General features: G+C 59.3%; 15 protein-coding genes. 5 read left to right on the plus strand and 10 right to left on the minus strand.

Annotated elements, in window-relative coordinates:
* Positions 1-147: 147 nt before the first annotated feature.
* The gene (locus GXM19_RS06090; protein ID WP_172544927.1) at positions 148-1,533 is read right to left on the minus strand and encodes a M18 family aminopeptidase; all 1,386 of its coding nucleotides are present in this window, start codon (positions 1,531-1,533) and stop codon (positions 148-150) included.
* Between the two features lie 161 nt (positions 1,534-1,694).
* Between GXM19_RS06090 and GXM19_RS06095 the strand changes: the two genes are divergently transcribed.
* On the plus strand, positions 1,695-2,780 hold the full coding sequence (locus GXM19_RS06095; protein ID WP_006234883.1) for a carcinine hydrolase/isopenicillin-N N-acyltransferase family protein: 1,086 nt from the start codon (positions 1,695-1,697) through the stop codon (positions 2,778-2,780).
* A gap of 140 nt (positions 2,781-2,920) precedes the next feature.
* On the plus strand, positions 2,921-4,000 hold the full coding sequence (locus GXM19_RS06100; RefSeq protein WP_006234882.1) for a 6-phosphofructokinase: 1,080 nt from the start codon (positions 2,921-2,923) through the stop codon (positions 3,998-4,000).
* 538 nt (positions 4,001-4,538) lie between these two features.
* Here the strand turns inward: GXM19_RS06100 and GXM19_RS06105 are convergent.
* Positions 4,539-7,304 carry an FtsX-like permease family protein gene (locus GXM19_RS06105; protein ID WP_006234881.1) on the minus strand — a complete coding sequence of 922 codons (2,766 nt, stop codon included), beginning with the start codon at positions 7,302-7,304 and terminating at the stop codon, positions 4,539-4,541.
* Positions 7,305-7,309: 5 nt separating this feature from the next.
* Positions 7,310-8,011: an ABC transporter ATP-binding protein gene (locus tag GXM19_RS06110; protein WP_006234880.1), complete on the minus strand. Its 702-nt coding sequence runs from the start codon at positions 8,009-8,011 to the stop codon at positions 7,310-7,312.
* Positions 8,012-8,282: 271 nt separating this feature from the next.
* Here GXM19_RS06110 and GXM19_RS06115 point away from each other — a divergent pair, with 271 nt between their 5' ends.
* Positions 8,283-8,921 carry a GyrI-like domain-containing protein gene (locus GXM19_RS06115; RefSeq protein ID WP_006234879.1) on the plus strand — a complete coding sequence of 213 codons (639 nt, stop codon included), beginning with the start codon at positions 8,283-8,285 and terminating at the stop codon, positions 8,919-8,921.
* 311 nt (positions 8,922-9,232) lie between these two features.
* Here GXM19_RS06115 and GXM19_RS06120 read toward each other — a convergent pair whose 3' ends face one another.
* From GXM19_RS06120 to GXM19_RS06130, 3 genes are all read right to left on the minus strand, one after another.
* Entirely contained in the window at positions 9,233-9,811 is a 579-nt protein-coding gene (locus GXM19_RS06120; RefSeq protein ID WP_239057599.1) for a methylated-DNA--[protein]-cysteine S-methyltransferase, read from the minus strand.
* Positions 9,812-10,213: 402 nt separating this feature from the next.
* A complete protein-coding gene (locus GXM19_RS06125; RefSeq protein ID WP_006234877.1) occupies positions 10,214-11,239 on the minus strand; it encodes an aspartate-semialdehyde dehydrogenase in 1,026 nt (341 codons plus the stop codon).
* Between the two features lie 173 nt (positions 11,240-11,412).
* Positions 11,413-12,801: an aspartate kinase gene (locus tag GXM19_RS06130; protein WP_006234876.1), complete on the minus strand. Its 1,389-nt coding sequence runs from the start codon at positions 12,799-12,801 to the stop codon at positions 11,413-11,415.
* A 104-nt stretch (positions 12,802-12,905) separates the two neighbouring features.
* Here GXM19_RS06130 and thrC point away from each other — a divergent pair, with 104 nt between their 5' ends.
* Positions 12,906-14,423 (plus strand): threonine synthase, encoded by a 1,518-nt coding sequence (gene thrC / locus GXM19_RS06135; protein WP_040358959.1) that lies wholly within the window; start codon positions 12,906-12,908, stop codon positions 14,421-14,423.
* A 203-nt stretch (positions 14,424-14,626) separates the two neighbouring features.
* Positions 14,627-15,508 (plus strand): homoserine kinase, encoded by an 882-nt coding sequence (thrB, locus tag GXM19_RS06140; RefSeq protein ID WP_006234874.1) that lies wholly within the window; start codon positions 14,627-14,629, stop codon positions 15,506-15,508.
* Positions 15,509-15,794: 286 nt separating this feature from the next.
* On the opposite strand, the gene GXM19_RS06145 is transcribed toward thrB, so the two are convergent.
* From GXM19_RS06145 to mtnN, 4 genes are all read right to left on the minus strand, one after another.
* Positions 15,795-16,427 carry a helix-turn-helix transcriptional regulator gene (locus GXM19_RS06145; protein ID WP_006234873.1) on the minus strand — a complete coding sequence of 211 codons (633 nt, stop codon included), beginning with the start codon at positions 16,425-16,427 and terminating at the stop codon, positions 15,795-15,797.
* Between the two features lie 31 nt (positions 16,428-16,458).
* The gene (locus GXM19_RS06150; protein ID WP_006234872.1) at positions 16,459-17,142 is read right to left on the minus strand and encodes a DUF3990 domain-containing protein; all 684 of its coding nucleotides are present in this window, start codon (positions 17,140-17,142) and stop codon (positions 16,459-16,461) included.
* A 101-nt stretch (positions 17,143-17,243) separates the two neighbouring features.
* The gene (gene yihA / locus GXM19_RS06155; protein WP_006234871.1) at positions 17,244-17,834 is read right to left on the minus strand and encodes a ribosome biogenesis GTP-binding protein YihA/YsxC; all 591 of its coding nucleotides are present in this window, start codon (positions 17,832-17,834) and stop codon (positions 17,244-17,246) included.
* A 38-nt stretch (positions 17,835-17,872) separates the two neighbouring features.
* On the minus strand, positions 17,873-18,613 hold the full coding sequence (gene mtnN, locus GXM19_RS06160) for a 5'-methylthioadenosine/S-adenosylhomocysteine nucleosidase (RefSeq protein WP_006234870.1): 741 nt from the start codon (positions 18,611-18,613) through the stop codon (positions 17,873-17,875).
* Between the last annotated feature and the right edge of the window lie 71 nt (positions 18,614-18,684).

The raw sequence follows: 18,684 nt of genomic DNA on the forward strand, positions 1-18,684 counted from the left end.
TTTTTCATGCCAACTTGTTCGCTCTGGACATCGCTCGCTGACGCTTGCTCAACCTGCGGTGTCATAACAATTCTGTCCAGCTGTTGGCTTTGCGGCATTTGCCCAGATAAAACCTGCCAAAGTAAACCTGTCCCTTTTTGGCAGGTATTAGAGCTCCACGCTTTCGGCGCCGTTGATGGTTAGGTTGCGCTCGTAGAAGGCGGTGAGGGCGCGGATGGCGTACATCACGTCGCGCACGCCGCCGGTCTCGTAGCTCGAGTGCATGGCAAGCTGCGGCAGGCCCACGTCTACGGCGTGCATGCTCGCCTGCATGTTAGACAGGTTGCCCAGGGTGGAGCCGCCGGCCATATCACTCTTGTTGGCGAAGGCCTGCGTGGGCACGTCGGCGTCATCGCAAATAGCCTGGAACACCGCGCGGCTAAAGGCATCGGTGCAGTAGTGCTGGTTGGCGGCTTCCTTGATAACGATGCCGCCGTTGAGCACGACCTGGTTGCGGGCATCGCACTTCTCGGCGTGGTTGGGATGCACGGCATGCGCATTATCGCAGCTCACGAGCATCGAGGCGGCAAGTGCGCGATGGTACGACTCGTCATCGAAGCCCAGCGATCCGCTAATGCGGCGCAGCGCATCAGCCAAGAACGTCGACATGGCTCCCTGCTTGGTCTCGGAGCCAACCTCCTCGTTATCAAAGCAGCAGAAGACCGAGATATCGCGCGCGTTCTCAGCACCCAAAAATGCCTGCAGCGAGGTATAGGCGCAGGCCAGGTCGTCGAGCTTGGGCGTCGAGATAAACTCGTCGGCCCAGCCCCAAATGCGCGCATCCTGACGATTGACCAGGAACAGATCGCGGCCCAAAATTTGCTCGGGCTCAACGTCCAGCTCATCGGCAATCAGAGCGTCAAAATCTCCCTGCTTGAGTTCACCGGCGCTGATGAGCGGGCACAGGTCAACGGCTCGGTTGGGAGCAAAGCTCTCGTTAACGCCACGGTTCATATGGATGGCAAGGCTCGGAATAATGGCAACCTCGCGCTCGGTGGTAAGCAGGCGGCTCTCAATACGGTCGCCCTCGCGCACCAGTACGCGGCCCGCGAGCGCCAGCGGACGATCGAACCAGGTGTAGTCGATCATGCCGCCGTAGGCCTCGGTGTTCAGACGCAGCGTCTCGCCTGCGCCGTCGAGCTCGGGGACGGCCTTAACCTTAAACGTAGGCGAGTCGCTGTGCGACGCCGTCAGCTGAAAATGGTAGTCGCCGGCAACGCCGTCCTCGCCCCACGTCGCGGCCAGGTCCTCGCCCACCTTAAAGGCAACAACGCTCGAGGTGTTGCGCTGCGTGTAATAACGCCCGCCCGGCTCGATGTCCCACGCCGCATTCTCGGGCAGGTAGGTAAAGCCCGCCTCGTCGAGCTCGGCCATAATGGTCGCTGCCGTATGGAACATGCTGGGGCATGCCTCGATAAAGTCGATAAGGTCGTTGGCAGCCTCGATATCGTCGGCCGTCACGTGCGCGCGCTCGGGCGTTTCCTGATCCGTCATGCTCTCCCCTTTCGCTGGGTTGATGGTCCCCTCCAGCATACCCCGCCACGCCAGCGCTGCACTCTTCATTCCGTGTTTAATCCCGCACCGCTCACCAAGTTGAGCCATCATGCCCGTGCACCTTTTGCGACAATTACGCTAACAGGACGAGAGGAGCCGCCATGAAGCCACGTAACATTGCCATCGCCTGCGGTGTCGCGGGAGTCGCCGTCAGCCTTGCCGCTGCCACCGGTATCGTTTATCACAAGCAAATCAAGTCCGCCGCGTCGCTCAAACGCTTGACCGGCTACGCGGATGGCTATGACCTGTACGCAATCGACATCGCCTACGACTACGATCTTAATCGCATCATCGCCGCTGGCGTGCGCGACGACCAGGCCTACATCGATGCCGTGGTGGCGCAGGTGCTGCCCGGTGTGCCGGTACATGTCCAGGCGCCCCAGTTTGCCTGCAGCGCTTTTGTCGCCGTAGATGCCGAAGGCCGCGTGCGCACCGGTCGCAATTACGACTTTAAGGACGACACCTCGGCGCTGCTGGTGCGCAATCACCCACGCGGCGGCTATGCCTCCATCGGGTTTGCCGCCCTTAACAACCTGGGCGATAACACTCCGCTTGACTCCGTCGCCGGACGGGCCGCCGCACTCATGGGCCCGTTTGGCCAGCTCGACGGTGTTAACGAATGCGGCGTGTCCATTGCCGTACTCACCCTGGATTCCAAGCCCTGTGACCAGGACGCGCAACGCCCCGTCATCAATACCTCGCTCGCCATCCGTCTGGTGCTCGACCGTGCCGCCACCACGCAAGAAGCTGTCGACCTGCTTTCCGCCTACGACATGCACGCCATGGCAGGACGCGATTACCACTTCTTTATCAACGACGCCGCCGGTGACGCGCGCGTAGTAGAGTGGGATCCGCGCGATCCGGACCGTGCTTTCAAAGCGACTCCTGTACGCCAGGTTACGAACTTCTACGCCTGCTATGGCGACGAAGTGCTGCCCAACCAAAAGAATGGCGAGCTGGGCCATGGTAAAGAGCGCGCCATCGCAATCGCCGATGTCCTTGACGCCCATGTCGGTGCCCAGGACGAGGCAGTCGCTTGGAAGGCCCTACGCGCTGCAGCGCAAGAACCCAATCCGAAAGACATCACCAGCAATACGCAATGGTCGGTCGTCTTTGACAATACCGAACCCGCCGCCGCCATTACGCTGCGCCGCCACTGGGGCGACGTCGACGCCTTCGCACTGTAAGGACCCAGGCTCGTCGACCTTACGCTCGCCTGACGTTGTTTACATTTCTATACGCTTGAGCTAACACGTTTTACCCCCGTATCAACAGTGTGCGGGGGTAAACTTATGCGCATGTTATAACTTGCCCGGAAGGATTCATCATGCTTAGGATCGGTCTTCTTACCAGTGGCGGCGACTGCCAGGCGCTCAACGCCACCATGCGCGGCATTGTCAAAACGCTTATGACCAATAGCGAAGAGCCTATTGAGATCTATGGTTTTGAGGACGGCTACCAGGGCCTTATCTACAGCCGGTTCCGCGTCATGACGCCCGCCGATTTTAGCGGCATCCTTACCCGTGGCGGCACCATCCTGGGCACGAGCCGTACGCCGTTCAAGCGCCTGGATATTCCCGAGGCCGACGGCGTCGAGAAGGTGCCGGCAATGGTCCACACCTATCATAAGCTGCAGCTCGACTGCCTGTTTATGCTGGGCGGCAACGGCTCCACCAAGACCGCCAACCGTCTGCGCGAAGAGGGCCTCAACGTTATCGCCCTGCCTAAGACCATCGATAACGACACCTGGGGCACCGAGCTGACGTTTGGCTTTACGAGCGCCATCGACGTCGCCACCAAGTGCATCGACGACATTCACACCACCGCTTCGAGCCACGGCCGCGTGTTCGTTATCGAGATCATGGGCCACAAGGTTGGCTGGATCCCGCTATACGCCGGCGTCGCGGGCGGCGCGGATGTCATCTTGATTCCCGAGATCCCCTACGACATGGATAACGTCATCAAGACCATCGAGCATCGCATGGAGACCGGCAGCCGCTTTACCATCGTGGCCGTCGCCGAGGGCGCTATTTCCAAGGAGGACGCGGCGCTGTCCAAGAAGGAGTACAAGAAGAAGCTCGCCGAGCGCACGAGCCCGTCAATCGTGTACGACATCGCCAAGGAGATCGAGGCCAAGACCGGTCGCGAGACCCGCGTCGCCATCCCCGGTCACACGCAGCGCGGCGGCCAGCCCGACGCTCAGGACCGCATCTTTGCGACCCAGTGCGGCGTCGAGGCCGCGCTTGGCTGCCTGCGCGGCGAGTTTGGCTACATGATCGCCCTGCGCGACGGCAAGATGTGCCACATGCCGCTCGAAGATGTCGCCGGCAAGCTGAAGTTTGTCGACCCCCAGAGCGACCTGGTGCGCGAGGCCAAGGCGTTGGGCATCAGCTTCGGCGACGAATAGCCTCGGCCGAAACTGCTCTCATCGGAGACCCCAGGGCTTACCTCCCAAATCGTCCTCGGACATGTCAGGATCCCGCCGTGCGCTTCGCGCGGCGGGATCCTTCCGTCCTGCGGAAAGATTTGGGAGGTAAGCCCTGGGGCCTCCTACGGTGACTGGGGAGGCCGAGGCTATTCGTCTTCTTACTGCGGGTGCGTGGGGTAGGATGCGGCGTGCATTTTTGGGAGTATTCAGCAGCCGAGGGTGCCTGCATACTGGATTTTGGGCGAGAGACAGGCGCCGCGGGCCGCATTCTGCAAAAAAAATGAGCGGTCCTCGAGGCGCCGGAGCTCAAAGTCAGGCTTTCAATGCGCTTTTGTGCGCCCGCTCCCACACTCGCGGACTCCGGGATGCTGAATTCTCCGGAATTTGCACGCCGCCCCCTGGGGTACCCGCGGGCAAAAAGCAACCGCCCCGCCGAAATATGCAATCGGCGGGGCGGTTTATGCAAAAATGCGGTTGTGGTACATTACAGCTCGCTACAGCTTGAATCCCAGGCAGGTTACTCGGCGCTCTTGAGGGCGCCGACCATGTCGATCTTGTTGAGCGTTCGGTTGGTGGCGAGGTTGACGATAAACGTAAAGCCAAAGGAAAGCACCACGGCGAGCACGTAGCTTAGCGGCTCGACTTCGACGTCAAAGTACAGCGACGGCATCTGCAAAATGTACGTAAAACTCTCGGCCAGCAAGCCGCCCAGTGGCACGCCCAGCGCGGCGCCAATTGCCGTGAGGATCAACGTCTCCTTGTTGACGTAATGGTGCACCTCGCCACGGCGGAAGCCCAGCACCTTGATGGTCGCCAGCTCGCGTTCGCGCTCGGAGATATTCGTGTTGGACAGCGTAAACACCACCACAAACGATAGGCACGCCGCCATAAAGGTCACGAGCACCACGACGGAATTGATAATCGTAAAGTTCGCCTCGTAGTTCTCCCAATGCTCGGCCGTACTCGAAATCGTAAGCCAACCGTCGCTCTTAAGATTCTTGCTAAACGCAATCTGGTCGGCCGACGAGCCCTTAAGCAGCACAAAGACACCGTTAAGGCGCACGCTTCGACCGAACGCGCGCTCATAGGTGCCCTGCGTCATATAAAGCGTATTGCCCAGATAGTTGAGCGAAATGTCGCTGACTTTGACCTTGGCTACGTTGAGCGACGAATCCTGGACGTGCGCCGTATCGCCCGGTTGAATCCCCAGCACCAGCTGTGAACTCTTACTCAGATACACGTCTCCGTCACGCAAAGACAGTGGCTCTTTGGACTCATCCTCAAGGCGAACATAGTCGTCCAGATCGTTCGTGCGGTCATCGGGCACCACGATCAGCTGCACGGTCTCGCTCTTTCCGCCGAATGTAAAGGTGACGTTGTCGGTCATAATCGGCAGCGTCGAAGTCACGGTCACGTCGGAATCCTTGGCTGCGCTTCGCTCATCCAATGCCGCGCACGTCTGCGAAAAATCGTCGGGATTGGCAACCGCCAGCAGGTCATAGCGCGTGATATGCCCGTACTGCTTGGGCGAAAGCGCCACCGACGTATCGCGGATGCCCATGCCGCAAATCACAAGCGCCGTACAGCCCGCGATGCCAAAGATGGTCATAAAGGCGCGCTTTTTGTAACGGAATAGGTTGCGTGCAGCGACCTTGTTCAAAAAGCCCATGCGGCGCCAGATAAAGCCGATGCGCTCGAGCAAGATGCGCGAGCCAGCGCGCGGGGCCTTGGGACGCATAAGCGAGGCCGGGGTCTCGGCCATCTCGTGGCGGCAGGCGATAATCGTGGCGCCCACCACGCCCACGGCAAACAGCGCCACCGAGACGATCGAGGACACGATGTCGTACGAAAGCAGCATCTGGGGCAGCGAGTACATGTCGTCGAACACCGTAAACAGGAACAGCGGCAGGCCCACAAATCCGATGATGTTGCCGAGCACGCCGCCGATCAGACAAGCCCACAGCGCATAGTCCACGTATTTGGACAGGATGCGTCCGCGCGAATAGCCGAGCGCCTTATACAGGCCGATGAGCGTGCGCTCCTCCTCGACCATACGCGTGGCGGTGGTAAGGCTGATGAGCACGGCGACGATAAAGAAGATGAACGGGAACACCGTGGCGATGGCTTCAATTGACGAGCTATCGCTCTCCACGCTCGAGTAGCTTGCGATATTGCCGCGGTCCTGGATGTACCAGGTGCATTCGCCCAGGTCGGAAAGCTCGGCGCGGGCGTCGGCAAACTGTTGGTCGGCGGCGGCACGGCGCTGGTCCAGGTCGGCTTGCGCCTGCGCACGCTCGTCGCTGCCCTCGGCCATGCGATTGATGTTGTCCTGCTCGATCCCAAAGAGCATGGCGGCCTGACGCTCGGCCGCATCCAAGCTTGTCGGCGTGTCGACCGTCAGCTCCTGAGCGCGCGCCTTCTCACGCTCCTCGCGGATCTTCTCTATATTGCCCTTGACCTCATTGATCTTTGCCGCGTAGGCATCCGAATATGAGTTGAGATCCTTGGCTCCCTCGACGACCACGTGGACCGCGGAGTAGGAAGAAGATGTCGCGGCGTCCTCGCTCACATAGAACTTATAGTCCGCCGCCGAGGCGGCACGGAAGGCGTTGACCGTCGAGTCGGAGCTCACATCAGTGGGATCGAGAACCTCGGCCGTGATGGTGTAATCGCCATCGGCAAACTGATCCTTGGCGCTTTGGTTCGACGAGCTCGCATCGTTGGCAGCAAAGCTCACCGTATCGCCGAGCTTTTTGCCCGAAGCCTTCAGGAACTTCGAAGTCACCGCGACCTCATCGGCGCTCTCGGGCAAATCGCCGTTCACGAGCACTGGCTGATCGATATTCTCCTTGGAGAGACTTTGCACGACCACGCGCTCGCGCGTTGTGCCCACGGCGGTGTAGGCGGTCTCGGTGTAGATGCCCTCGGCCGTTTCGACGCCATCGACCTCTTGGATGGCGTCGAGATCATCGTCAGTCAGGCCATAGGTCGACTGCACGTTAATGTCATAGACATTTTGCTGGTCGAAGTAGGCGTCAACCGAATCGCACAGGTCCTCGCAACCCGCCTTAAGGCCGCACATCACGCTCACGCCGAGCGCGGTGATCACGACGATTGACAAGAAGCGCTTAAGACTGCCTCGGATTGTGCGGTAGATGCCACGGCGAAACACCGTCGGCACCATGTCGTTTGAGCTTTGGGCAGTGCGGTAGGTCGTAAAATCCTGCTCGCGCTCCGTATTCTGCGCGTCGTGGCGTAGGCTGTTTTGGCGGTCCTGGTCCATGGGCGCTACCACTCGATCGTCTCGATAGGCACGGGATTTTGCTGGACCGTCTCGCTCTCCACGCGACCGCTCTTAAAGCGAATCAGGCGATCGGCCATGGGCGCGAGCGCGGAGTTGTGCGTGATGATGATGACCGTAATGCCCTGCTTGCGGCAGGTATCCTGCAGCAGCTGCAAGATCTGCTTACCGGTTTTATAGTCGAGCGCGCCCGTGGGCTCGTCGCACAGGAGCAGCTTGGGGTTCTTTGCCAGTGCGCGGGCGATCGACACGCGCTGCTGCTCGCCACCCGAAAGCTGCGCCGGAAAGTTGCCCAGGCGCTCGCCCAGGCCAACCTGGCAAAGCGTTTGCTCGGCATCGAGCGAATCGGGGCAGATTTGCGCCGCAAGCTCAACATTTTCGAGCGCCGTCAGGTTGGGGACCAGATTGTAGAACTGGAAGACAAAGCCGACGTCGGCGCGGCGGTATTCCACGAGCTGCGCCTCGTTAGCGGAGCTCACATCGCGCCCGTCCACCGTCACGGTGCCGGAAGTCGCCGTATCCATGCCGCCCAGAATGTTGAGCGCCGTGGTCTTGCCGGCACCAGAAGCACCCAAAATGATGGCGAGCTCGCCGCGCTCGACCGTAAAGCTCGCGCCGTCGAGTGCGTGAATGCGGGCGTCGCCCTCGCCGTATGTCTTGATGACGTCTTTGAATTCGATATAGGCCATCGATCGGTTCCCATCTGGTCGGATAACTCTTTAGTATTACCCATTTCGCACCCACCAAAAAGGGACAGGTTTATTTTGGCAGGTTTTATATGGGGAAATGGCAGCTATAAATGAGGCGCCGGGGAGGCAGAGAAATCATCGACGGAGTCAGGCCGACCGCCAAACACAACGCACGCATCTCAATCTGTCAGCCAAATCATTCGAACAGCTGTTCGTTTCTATGATATGATTCCGTTATCTAAGCAGGCCAATACGCAGAAAGGCGGCCAACATGGCGTTCGACTTTAAGAAGGAATGCAAGGAGCTCTACAGACCTGCGAGCAAGCCGAGTATCGTAACTGTCCCGCCTATGAGCTACGTTGCCGTTCGCGGAAAGGGCGACCCAAATACTGAAGGTGGCGAGTATCAAAACGCCCTGCCGCTGCTTTACGGCATCGCCTATACCGTCAAGATGTCGAAGAAAGGCTCAAGGAGTATCGAGGGCTATTTCGACTTTGTGGTACCTCCGCTCGAGGGTTTCTGGTGGCAAGACTCCCCGAGCGGCGACATCGATTATGTACGCAAGGACGATTTCAACTTTATCTCGTGCATCCGCCTGCCCGATTTCGTCAGCCGAGATGATTTTGACTGGGCAGTCGCGGAGGCCACGGCCAAAAAGAAACTGGACTTTTCTGCCGTCGAGCTGCTTAAAGTTGACGAGGGTCTCTGCGTTCAATGCATGCACACCGGGCCCTATGACGACGAACCGGCGACCGTAAACGCTATGCATGAATACACGACCGAGCAGGGCTATGTCCCCGACTTCTCAGGCACCCGTTTACATCACGAAATCTATCTCTCCGATCCACGCAAATGTGCACCGGAGAAACTAAAGACCGTGGTTCGTCATCCTATCAAGCGCGCTGAATAGCGCGGAGCGCCGTCCCGCGCATCAGGTTTTAGGCCAGGCAATCAGCCGCTCCAAGATCATCTGGCAGCTTCCTTGACGCAGGTCATCGTATCTTATAATTTTATGTCTCTAAAGCTGGAAAGCCTCTCAACGATGCGCAACTCCAGCTCTTTTTATATCAAGAGGCTTAAATGAAATACCAGAAGTCGTGGATATCCATCAACGAACAGATAGCACTATTGACAGAAAACAAGGGTCTTAAGTGCTCTAATCAAAGCGAACTCGAGCGAGCTTTGGTCGAAGTCGGCTACTACAGGCAAAGTACTCGAGCGTTACTCCTCGTACGCGCCCTCAAGCCGAAGCAGCCACTCCTTGCGATCAAGCCCGCCGGCATATCCGTTAAGCGAGCCGTCGGCCGCCACTACGCGATGGCATGGCACAATAATCGAAACAGGGTTGCGAGCGACCGCGGCCCCCACGGCACGGGGAGACACAACGGGTGTCTCATTTCCCGGCACACGATGTCGAGCCGCAACACGCTGGGCGATCTCGCCATACGTAGCGACCTCGCCACGCGGAATAGAAAGCAGCTCGTACCAAACTTCACGCTGAAACGCCGTGCCAATCAAATGCAACGGCGGCGTAAACCGAGGTTCCTGTCCTGCAAAATAAGCATTCAGCCAAGCCCAAGAACGCTCAAGCACCGAAGACGCTGCACCATTTGCCGGACTCACCGACGACATGCCGCCAGCACCAGAAACTGCATCGGCGCCTTCAACATGTTCGGGATCTTCTTTGAGAAGCGTGGAGCCAAAGTGCTCCTGCCCCTCAAACCAAAGCCCCGTCAAACCGCGGCCATCAGCGGCAAGCAAGATTTCGCCCAAAGGCGAAGCAAACGTCGTCGTGACCACCAGCGGCTCCTTTCAAAACTCCGCAACATAATACCGCGAATTGTGCAGACAACCCCAATCGACCCCAAAGTCACCCAAGGCAGCAGGCGCGCAGCGCCGCAGCTGCCGGCCGCGCCCCACAGTCCCCCAAGGCGGCAGGCGCAAAGCGCCGAGGCCACCGCCGGGACCAGGGCCCGCAGCGGCCACGTGCCCTCACATCAGCCCAGCGGCCCCAACCAACAACGGCCCCATCGCTGGCCGCTCGCAGCCGAGTCACCGCAGGCGGGGGCCGGGCTTAGTTTTCAGAACACTCCGCAGACCAGTGTGGCGCCTTGTCCGCGGCTCCGAAGGAGCAGGACAAGGCGCCACACATGGTCGAGGACGTTCTGAAAACTAAGCCCGGCCCCCGCCGGACAGGCCACACTACTCGCAGAGCAGCTTAGCGATCTGGACGGCGTTGGTTGCCGCGCCCTTACGGATTTGGTCGCCGCAGCACCAGAAGGTGATACCGCGCGCGGCCTCGGGGTTCGAGATGTCGCGGCGCACGCGGCCGACCCAGATCAGGTCCTGGTCGGACGTATCCATCGGCATGGGGAAGCGCTCGTGCGCATCCTCGGCGCTCATGTCGTCAACCAGCTTCACGCCCGGAGCGGCAGCCAGCGCAACACGGGCCTCCTCGGCCGTAATATCACGCTCAAACTCAAGCGTAATGCTCTCGGAATGAGAGCGCAGCACGGGCACGCGCACACAGGTGCAGTTCACGCGCAGCTCGGGCAGATGCATGATCTTGCGGCCCTCGTTTTGCAACTTCATCTCCTCGGAGGTAAAGCCCTCCTCCTTGACGCCGCCAATCTGCGGAATCAGGTTGCTCGCCAGCTGGGCGGCAAACGCGCGCGGCTCGGGAATCTCCTCGCCACGGCCCAGGGCGGCCAGCTGAGCCTCGAGCTCGGCCATACCGGGGGCGCCAGCACCCGAAGCCGCCTGGTACGTCGAGACGATCATGCGTTTCACGCCAGCGAGCTGATGCAGCGGCCACGTGGGAACCAGGCCGATAATGGTCGCGCAGTTGGGGTTGGCGATAAGGCCGTGATGCCACTTGATGTCGTCGGCATTGATCTCGGGCACAACCAGCGGCACCTCGGGATCCATGCGGAAGGCATGGCTGTTGTCGACCACGACGGCGCCGCGCTTGACGGCCTCGGGCAGTAGCTCCTTCGCGATGTCGTCGCCGGCAGCTCCAAGCACAATGTCACAGCCCTCAAAGGCCTCGGGACAAGCCTCTTCGATCACGATCTGCTCGCCGCGGAACTCGACGGTCTTGCCCGCAGAACGCGCGCTCGCCAGCAGCTTGAGCTTGCCAACCGGGAACTCCTGCTCGTTGAGGCACTCGAGCATCTGGGTGCCCACGGCTCCCGTCGCGCCCAAAATAGCAACCGTGTACTGTTTCATGCTTCCCCCTTTAAAGGTTGTGGCTTTTGCCCGCACGCCAAGCAGGCCGATTATTGTTGCCAGTGTATACAAGAACGGGGCGGGCACGAAACCCGCCCCGTCGAAACGAAACCGAAACGAAACGCCCCGCCATAGATTTTTGAGGCAAGTCCAAAAATCTACTGGGATAGCAGCTACTTGTGGAGCGTGGCCAGGGCGGGATCGACCGGCGCGGGGACCTCCAGATCGGAGACCTTCACAATGCCGTTCTCGTCGGAGAAGGCACGGTAGATGGTCTGAATCGCTAGGTCGAAGTCCTTCTCCTCGACACCGATAATGATGTTGATCTCGTCACAGCTCTGCGAAATCATACGCACGCTCACGCCGGCCTGGCCAAGCATGCCAAACAGGTGACCCGAGATACCTGCGCGCCCGCGCAGGTTACGGCCGACGGTCGCGATAAGCGCCAGGCCCTCGACAACCTCGATCTCGAGCGGCTCGACCTCCTGCTGAATGTCGCCCACGAGCGAGTACAGCGAGTCGTGCACATCCTGCTCCTGCACCACGGCGCCAAAGCGGTCGACACCGGTGGGCATGTGCTCGACGGAGACGTCATAGCGTTCGAACACCGAAAGCGCACGGCGCATAAAGCCAACACGGGGCTTGGTGCGGTCGCGGGCGACGTTGATGGCGACAAAGCCGCGCTTGCCGGTCACGCCGGTAATGATGGGCTCCGCCTCGCCCTCATCAGCCGTCTCGCTAATGATGGTGCCGGGGTCCTGCGGTGCATTGGTGTTCTTGATGACCAGCGGAATACCCGCCTCACGCACAGGGAACACGGCCTCCTCGTGCAGGACGCTTGCGCCCATGTACGAAAGCTCGCGCAGCTCCTCGTAGGTAACGCGCGCAATGGGCTGAGCCTCGGGCACAATGCGAGGATCGGCAGAATAGAAGCCCGAAACGTCGGTCCAGTTCTCGTACAGGTCGGCGCCTAGGCACTTGGCCAGGATCGAGCCGGAAATGTCGCCGCCGCCACGGTCGAGCAGCTTGATCTGGCCCTCGCGCGTCGCGCCGTAGAAGCCAGGCATAACAAAGCCGCCCTGCTGACCGTACTCTTGCACCAGCTCGGAGGTGCGGTTCATGCTGAGCGTACCGTCGTGATGGAACGCCACAACCGTCGCGGCGTCCAGGAACGGCAGGTCCAGGTACTCGGCCATCAGGCGAGCGGTGAAGTACTCGCCGCGGCTCACGAGCTCCTCGGTAGAGTAGCCGCCCGAGCGGGCGCGCTCGGCAAAGGCCGCAAACTCCTCGCGGATGGGATAGGTGAGTCCTAGCTCGTCAGCAATATCAAAGTAGCGCTGGCCAATGTCCTCGAGCAGCTCCTCACACGACACGTGATACTTAACGTGCGCGTTAACCAGGTAGAGCAGGTCGGTCACCTTGGTGTCGCCCTTAAAGCGGCGACCACAGGCGGAAACCACCACAAAACGGCGAGCCGGGTCGGCATCGACGATGGCCTTGATCTTCTTAAAGTGTTCGGCGTCGGCGACCGACGAGCCGCCAAACTTGGCAATCTTAATCATGGGCTGGAGGTTACCTTTCTAAAAAGCCTCTGCAAACCTACTTTGCGCGCTCTGATACCATGGTTTCACCGATTGGGACCAAGGCATCCGAGGAGCAGTGTTATATGGGAACTTATCATAGTACACGAGGACGCACTTTATCGTGCTCAAGTAAGGTGGCAATCCGCACCGGCATCGCTCCCGACGGGGGTTTGTTTGTCTCGGACGAGCTTGGCACCCAGCAGGTCGATATCAGCTCGCTTGCAGATAAATCGTACTTTGAAATCGCTCAAGATGTGTTGGGAATGTTACTGAATGATTACACGGCCGAAGAAATTTCGGCGTGTGTCGACGAGGCATACCGCGGCACGTTCGCGAGTGAAGAGGTTACGCCGCTCGTCAAACTCGACGCAGCGCCGGGCGCTGACGCCCCTCAGACCTATGTGATGGAGCTCTTTGGCGGCCCCACAAGCGCCTTCAAGGACGTCGCCCTACAGATGCTCCCCCGCCTCATGGCCCGCACTTCCGCCAAGGACGGCGGCGCCGAACGCATCATGATCGTCACCGCCACGTCAGGCGACACCGGCAAGGCCGCACTCGCCGGCTTTGCCGACGCCCCGGGCACGGGCATCACCGTCTTTTATCCCGAGGGCAAGGTCAGCCGCGTCCAGAACCTGCAGATGTCCACGCAGGAGGGCGATAACGTCGCCGTCTGCGGCATCCGCGGCAACTTCGACGATGCCCAGAGTGCCGTCAAGCGTATCTTTGCCGATAAGGAGCTTGCCGAGCGTCTTGAGGCCGCCGGCACGGTGCTTTCGAGTGCCAACTCCATCAACGTCGGCCGCCTGGTGCCACAGGTCGTCTACTACTTTGCCGCCTATGCGCAGCTGCTGCGCGCCGGCGCTATCGAGGCCGGCGACGCCGTGGAGTTCTGCGTACCGACCGGCAACTTTGGCGATATCCTGGCCGGCTACTATGCCAAGCGTATGGGTCTGCCCGTCGCCAAGCTCATCGTCGCGAGCGACAAGAACAACGTGCTCGCTGACTTCCTGACCACCGGCGTCTACGACCGCAACCGTCCGTTCTTCACGACCATTTCGCCGTCGATGGACATCCTTATTAGCTCTAATCTGGAGCGCATGCTCTACTTCCTGTCCGACGGCGACTGCGAGCTCGTTGCCGGCCTTATGGAGCAGCTTGCCCAGACCGGTCGCTACGAGGTGCCTGCCGAGCTGCTGGCCAAGATCCAGAGCGTATTTGGCTGCGGCTGGGCCAGCGAGGACGAGGTTCGCGCCGCCATCAAGAGCTGCTGGGATGCCAACGGCTACGTGATCGACCCGCACACCGCTTGCGGCTATCACGTCTTTGAGCAGGTCGCCCCCACCGAGGGCGCCAAGGCCCGCGTGCTGCTTTCGACCGCCAGCCCCTACAAGTTCCCGCGCGCCTGCTGCGATGCCCTGGGCCTCGACGTTCCCGAGGACGACTTTGAGGCCATGCGCGTGCTCGAGCAGGCAACCAACACGGTCGCCCCAGCCCAGCTCGCCGAACTCGAGTCCAAGCCCGTCCGCTTCGAAGACGTCTGCGACGTCGATGAGATGGCCAGCTACGTAGAGCAGGCTGCAAAAAAGATAGCAACCAACTAAACCCCTTATAAGGCGCCGGCGAAAGCCGGCGCACCTTCTTTTATCAGATACCTACCGGGATGATGACGAACGTGCATAGCGTGCCTGGCTGTTTAGTTCGTCGCGAGTTCCGCACGCAAAGGAAAGCACTTAATGTGCTTTCCGTCTTGCGCAGGACTGCCCGAGCAGCGAACTAAACAGCCAGGCACGCCAGGAGGACTCACATGATCAAGATCACCGTCCCAGCAACAAGCGCCAACTTGGGCATTGGCTACGATACCCTCGGCATGGCCGTCAGCCTCTACTCGCACTTCACCTTCGAGCGCGCCGACAAACTCACCATCACGGGCTGCCCCGAGGAATTCCAAAACGAGAACAACCTGGTCTACGTGAGCTTTGTCGATGCACTGGCTGCATGGGGCGAGCCGGCTTTTCCCGTTGCCATCGACATCCAGACCGACGTGCCCGTCGCCCGCGGCCTGGGCTCCAGCTCCACCTGCGTCGTCGCCGGCATTATGGCCGCCGCCGCACTGACAGGCCACACCGTCGACCGCGCCGAGCTGGTTCGCATTGCCACCGAAGTCGAGGGCCATCCCGATAACGTCGCCCCCGCTATCCTGGGCGGCGCCGTCTGTTCCTTTACGCCGACCGATTCGCTCCCCCAGTGCCTGCGCTACGAGGTGAGCGATCGCCTGCGTTTTATTACCGTGATTCCGCCCTACGAGGTGCATACGAGCGAGGCGCGCAAGGTTGTGCCGCAGGAGATTCCACTCTCCACCGCCGTGTGGCAGATGGGCCGCATCGCCGGCATGACGCGCGGCTTGGAGACTGGTGACCTCGACCTGATTGCCGCCGCCAATGACGACCGCATCCAGGAACCCTATCGTCGCCGTCTGATTCCCGACTACAACGCCGTGCGCGACACCTGCCTTAACGGCGGCGCCAAGACCATCTGGATCAGCGGCTCGGGCTCGACTCTCATGGCCGTGACTGACGACACCATCGTGGCAAAGTTCCTGCAGGTCAAGCTGCGCGAGCAGTTCCCTAAGTGTGATACGCATATTCTGACGTGCGACACGGAAGGCGCCCAGATCGAATACCTGTAGTCGCCGTCCCGTATACTCGCCGGGGAGGCCAGGGGGCTTTGCCCCCAAATCGTCCTCGGACATGGCAGGACCCCCGCTGCGCACTTCGTGCGGCGGGGGTCCTGCCGTCCTGCGGAAAGATTTGGGGGCAAAGCCCCCTGGCCTCCCCTATGTTAACTTCGCCGGCGGCGGCTACAGGGACCTACGCTCTGGAAAGTCGCCGGGCTGATAGTTTGGCTTTTTATTGGTAGGGGCTCTTGCTAGGCTGGAGCACTTCCTAGAGGCGGGCATCGGCTGCGTGCCTGGTTTAGGCGGCGCTGGTTTCTTTGTATTCGAAGACTGGCTCTAGGAGGTCTTCGATGTTGCAGTGTAGGGCTTTTGCTATATCCCTTACGGTTGTTACCGAGGCTTCGTTGATGTTTCTCTGGCGTTGTTCGTACATTTGGATTGAGCGGAGGGACACGCCCGATTCGTATGCCAGGTCTTGTTGGGTTTTCTTAAGCTTCTTTCTTGCTAACGCAAGTTTGGTTTGCCTGGACGCTTTTTTCGCCATATCGCAGACGAGGCGAGCCACGCGTTCCTCCGAGGCTTCATGCCAGGGATAGTACAGACTGCGCAGTGCGTCAAACGGAACGACATGCAGCAGGTCTTCGAAAGACTCCCCTAAACGCCACTGCAGATATGCCAGTATCCAGCCTGTCCAATACTCTGGCGTCTTCTCAAAACGATAGGTGCGATCCGGTATAGACCCGCTCTGATAGCCGGACCTTTCAGCGATAAGCGCGAACAGCTCAACGCCCGATTTTCCCGATACGACCCATGCGTTGCCGCGTTCGAACTCGCGAGCTACGCCGCTCAGGCAAAAGAGTTCAGCAACTTCCGATCCTTCTGCTCCATAATCGTTAACGGCATAGTCAAAGCAGTCGCCGAGGTTGTTCATTGCATCCTCGAGGTAGTAGACGGGGTATGTCCTACTCGGCCCACAATCCGTTAACTCTTGGATCATTTAAATCAACCCTCCCTGCCATTAAATCCCTAATGTCGATACCTTCGGAATCGAACCCGTTAACCGTATCCAAGTATTTGCGTCGAGCATTCTGCTCTCGCTCAAAACGCTTGGGATAAAACTCAGACCCCAAAGCCTGCTTCCAATCGCAGAATCTAATCGCCGAAAATGCGCACTCGCTCATAAGAGCATATTGGATACCCAAATCACCCAAGCGCATGATACGTTGCAGCTGCCTGAGCGAGATCATGCCGCTGACAAACTGTCTTGCAAACGAAAAATAGGAGTCGTCGGCGCGATAACCTCGAATTACGTCATAGGGAGAAATATCAATCAGGCAGTTATCCAGCAGATAGCGAAGTCCTTCGCGCGCCAGCGGTGTCGAAACATTGAACTCCCTATTGTTAGCCAAAATCGCAAGCCAATTGAGAATTGAAAACTCCCCGGACTCCAAATCCAAGACTGCGAGACCATCCATATCGAGCTCATATCGATTTGCAATGCCATCAGACTCAGTCCGACATGCCCACTCCATTGCCATTTCCTCATGTGGCGTGCAATAAAACCCACACCCATAGTCATTGAATTGTCTGCATTTATCCAACGACGGATGCTCGACAACAACCTCCGACCCGTGCCAAAGCTCCATATCGACCTCCAAACAAAAATATCACCCCAGTGATAGTGTACCAATAACTATCACTGGGGTGATATAGATAGATGCAAACTATTGCCTGCCAAGAACCCTTACTAGAGGCAAGCCTCGGCGATGCGCTTTTTGAGTTCGTCGATGCCGGTGCCGGTCTGGGAGCTTGTGATGATTACGTTCTCGGCCGGAACGTTGAGCTGCTTTTTGATGGCTGCTGCCTGGCGGGCCTGCTGGGTGCGACTGAGCTTGTCGGCCTTGGTGAGGCAGACGATAAAGTTGAACTCATTGCCCTGCAGGTAGTCGATCATGTCATGATCGAGCTTGCTGGGATCGTGACGAATGTCCACCAGCGAGACGACCAAGTTAAAGCTGCGCTCGGAGTCGAAAAAGTCGCCGATAAGCTCGGCCCAGCGGTCGCGCTCGGCCTTGGAGCGACGGGCGAAACCGTAACCCGGCAGGTCCACGAAATGCACGTCGTCGGCCTCAAAGAAGTTGATGTTGCTCGTCTTGCCCGGCGTACTGGAAACCTTGACTAGGTTCTTGCGGCCAAATAGCTTGTTCATAATCGACGACTTGCCCACGTTGGAGCGGCCGACAAAGCTCACCTCGGGGCAGGTGGACTCGGGAATCTGCGAAACCTTGCCATAGCTGGCGACGAACTTGGCAAGCTGGTAGTTAATGGAATCGGCCATGGACACTCCTTGGTCGTAGGTTCTTACAAATAGACGCGCTATTGCGCAGCGGCAATGCGGCGGACGATATCGAGCGTGATGTCACTTGCGACACGCGCGTACTCGAACAGATCGAACTCGCGCTCGCAAATTGCATCGTACGCCTCGTCACAATTATCGCTGATAGCGCGCAACACCAGGCAATCGACACCATTTTTGGTTGCGACATGGGCAATTGCCGCGCCCTCCATGCCGACACAATCGGCATGCGTCGCCTCGATAGCGTCATTGCGCATGGTGGCGCCCGTCACAAAGCGGTTACCCGTGGCAATCGTGCCGACCAGGAACTGCTTGGTGCCCTCGTTCGAAGCGACTGCATTTTTCGAAGCGTCAACAAACCCACGCTCAGCAAGCACGTCGGCGGCAATATCGACCAGCGCGGGCGTCGAGCCAAACTCCTCGAGCCCCGGTGCGGACTCGGCGATAAGCGCGGTATCGGTATCCAGATAGCGTAGGCGTTTGCCAATGACCACGTCGTCGATATGGAGCTTGGGGTTCAAACCGCCCGCAATGCCCGAAAACACAACAGCCTGCGGAGCATACTTGCTAATGAGGTGCTGTGTTGCAGCGGCGGCGTTCACCGTGCCCATGCCCGCCGTTGTGGCGACAACTGTCAGGCCGTCGAGCTCACCGCTCACAACGGTCAAGCCTGCCTCCCGTGCCTCGCAAACGTCGCTCAGCTCTTCCTTAATCTGCATGATCTCTTTTTCGAGCGCACCGATAATCGCGATGGTAGCCATACCATTCCCCAAACCTATACGAAATTCTCAACCAAGGTATGGTACCAGCATTTTGTTTGACCTCGCCAAAC

The sequence above is a fragment of the Collinsella aerofaciens ATCC 25986 genome (genome assembly GCF_010509075.1).
GTDB lineage: Bacteria > Actinomycetota > Coriobacteriia > Coriobacteriales > Coriobacteriaceae > Collinsella > Collinsella aerofaciens.